The organism is Bacillus sp. AP50, assembly GCF_040492675.1.
Classification (GTDB): Bacteria; Bacillota; Bacilli; order Bacillales; family Bacillaceae_G; genus Bacillus_A; species Bacillus_A cereus.
On the sequence record NZ_JBEUTW010000135.1, the window covers coordinates 1 to 1,935 of the forward strand.

A 1,935-nucleotide genomic window follows, 5' to 3' on the forward strand; every position below is an offset into this window, starting at 1 on the left:
GCTGATTAAAATTTCACTTTATATAATAAGGGGGAGATTAAAATGACTGGAGGTAGTGTAATCTTTTGGGGGATTTTAATTTTCATCGGTTTAGTTTTCGATCAGCGTAATAATAAGAAAAAAGAAGGATAAAAAGTAAACGTTTACAAGTAAAATAGCAATTTTTCTTGCTTGCAGATTAATCTTATAAAGGAGTATACTGAATGACGGTAAGACTTATAGAAGGGGTAATGAAAATGAAGCTTGCAGGAAAAGTTGCTATCGTAACTGGCGGTGGCATCGGTATTGGACGTAATACAGCTCTTTTGTTGGCTAAACAAGGCGCAAAAGTTATTGTGACGGACATTGATCAAGAGAGTGGACAAGCAACAGTGGAGGAAATTATGAATCTAGGCGGAGAGGCACTTTTTGTATCCTATGATATGGGAAAGCAAGGAGATTGGCAACGCGTTATTAGCATTACTTTGAATGCATTCAGTCGCATTGATATGCTTTTTCAAAATGCAGGTTTATATAAAATAGATTCTATTTTTTCTCGCCAACAAGAGAACGATTCCAATGTACTTTGTATTAATGACGTTTGGATAGAGATAAAACAATTAACGTCATCTTTTATGAAACAGCAAGAAGAAGTGGTGCTTAGTGATTTACCGATTTTCGGTATTATTAGCACAAAAGGACAATCATTTCATACAGTAGAAGCCCTAGTATAATAATAAAAACCGCCCTCAATATATGTGGACGGTTTTTTTGTATGTGTATAGTAAAGATAAATTTTTTAGCGAATACGTTGTTCAGTTTGGTTATCAAAGAAATGTGCTTTATTCATATCAAATGCTAATTTAATTTGATCACCAGGTGAAAATGTATGTCTTGCATCTACACGTGCTGCAAAATCTTGATTTCCAAGTTTCATATATAAAATGGATTCAGCACCTAATAATTCAGCGACTTCAATTTTTGTTGTGAAGGCAGTAGATTGCGAAGCTTCTAAAAATAGTAGTTCATCATGAATGTCCTCTGGGCGAATACCTAAAACAATTTCCTTATTTACATAGTCTTGTTCACGTAGCATCTTCATTTTTCCTTCAGATACTTTAATTTTTATAGTATTGTCTATAACGAAATCGGTTTCAGTCAATTTACCACGGAAGAAATTCATCGCTGGTGAGCCGATAAATCCACCCACGAAAATGTTTTCTGGCGTTTCGTATACTTCTTTTGGAGTTCCAATTTGTTGGATTTTTCCATCCTTCATAACGACAAGACGCGAAGCCATAGTCATTGCTTCTGTTTGGTCATGTGTTACATAAATTGTTGTTGTTCCAAGGCGATGATGTAGCTTAGAAATTTCTGAGCGCATTGCAACACGGAGTTTAGCATCTAAGTTTGATAATGGTTCATCCATTAAGAAAACTTTTGCGTCTCGAACGATTGCTCTACCTAACGCAACACGTTGGCGCTGTCCACCTGATAATGCTTTCGGTTTTCTATCTAAATATTGTTCAAGTCCTAAAATTTTTGCTGCATCTTTCACACGACGATCGATTTCATCTTTTGGTATTTTTCGAAGTTTTAATCCAAATGCCATATTATCATATACACTCATATGTGGATAAAGAGCGTAGTTTTGGAATACCATAGCGATATCTCGATCTTTTGGAGGAACATCATTCATTAGTTTACCATCAATTGAAAACTCGCCTTTTGAAATATCTTCAAGTCCAGCTACCATTCGTAATGTTGTAGATTTTCCGCATCCAGAAGGACCGACAAATACAATAAATTCTTTATCTTGAATGTGTAAATTAAAATCAGTTACAGCTGTTACGTTATTATCATATATTTTATAAATGTTTTCTAATTTAAGTTCTGCCATGGTATTTCCCCCTAGAAATAATTATGCAAACGTTTTCTTTGAGTTCATTATAAACG

At 34.6% G+C, this 1,935-nt stretch carries 3 protein-coding genes; 2 read left to right on the forward strand and 1 reads right to left on the reverse strand.

Features of this window, described 5'->3' with window-relative positions; translation table 11 throughout:
* The first annotated feature begins 42 nt into the window (after positions 1-42).
* Both ABWK52_RS11995 and ABWK52_RS12000 read left to right on the forward strand, forming a co-directional pair.
* Positions 43-132: a hypothetical protein gene (locus ABWK52_RS11995; protein ID WP_000145650.1), complete on the forward strand. Its 90-nt coding sequence runs from the start codon at positions 43-45 to the stop codon at positions 130-132.
* A 71-nt stretch (positions 133-203) separates the two neighbouring features.
* The gene (locus ABWK52_RS12000) at positions 204-713 is read left to right on the forward strand and encodes an SDR family NAD(P)-dependent oxidoreductase (RefSeq protein WP_000218410.1); all 510 of its coding nucleotides are present in this window, start codon (positions 204-206) and stop codon (positions 711-713) included.
* 65 nt (positions 714-778) lie between these two features.
* On the opposite strand, the gene ABWK52_RS12005 is transcribed toward ABWK52_RS12000, so the two are convergent.
* Positions 779-1,879 carry an ABC transporter ATP-binding protein gene (locus tag ABWK52_RS12005; protein WP_000818930.1) on the reverse strand — a complete coding sequence of 367 codons (1,101 nt, stop codon included), beginning with the start codon at positions 1,877-1,879 and terminating at the stop codon, positions 779-781.
* Between the last annotated feature and the right edge of the window lie 56 nt (positions 1,880-1,935).